The organism is Brucella tritici, from assembly GCF_008932295.1.
Lineage (GTDB): Bacteria > Pseudomonadota > Alphaproteobacteria > Rhizobiales > Rhizobiaceae > Brucella > Brucella tritici.
In genome coordinates, this window is the sequence record NZ_WBWA01000109.1 from 1 (window position 1) to 256 (window position 256).

Sequence of the window (256 nt, forward strand, 5' to 3'; positions counted from 1 at the left end):
TACAACTTTGCCAAACAACTCAAAGCCTTGAAGTTCAAAACACCCTATGAAGCAATTCAGGAACTCTGGAAATCAAAGCCAGAAGCCTTTATCGTCAAACCGCACCATCACATGCTGGGACCAAACATCTAGGGTCCAGACTCAATTGATCCACCATGTGACGATGGCGGCGATGTAGCAGGTTGCTGCGAAGTTAATCATGAGCTTGTCATATCGTGTCGCGACACGCCTCCAGTCCTTGAGGCGGCAGAAGGTG

2 pseudogenes are annotated in these 256 nt (G+C 48.8%); one reads left to right on the plus strand and one right to left on the minus strand.

The window, feature by feature from the left end:
- Positions 1–132 (plus strand): annotated as a pseudogene (locus F9K91_RS25665) (IS481 family transposase); the annotation flags it as partial.
- Positions 133–141: 9 nt separating this feature from the next.
- Here the strand turns inward: F9K91_RS25665 and F9K91_RS25670 are convergent.
- A pseudogene (locus tag F9K91_RS25670) lies at positions 142–256 on the minus strand (IS5/IS1182 family transposase); the annotation flags it as partial.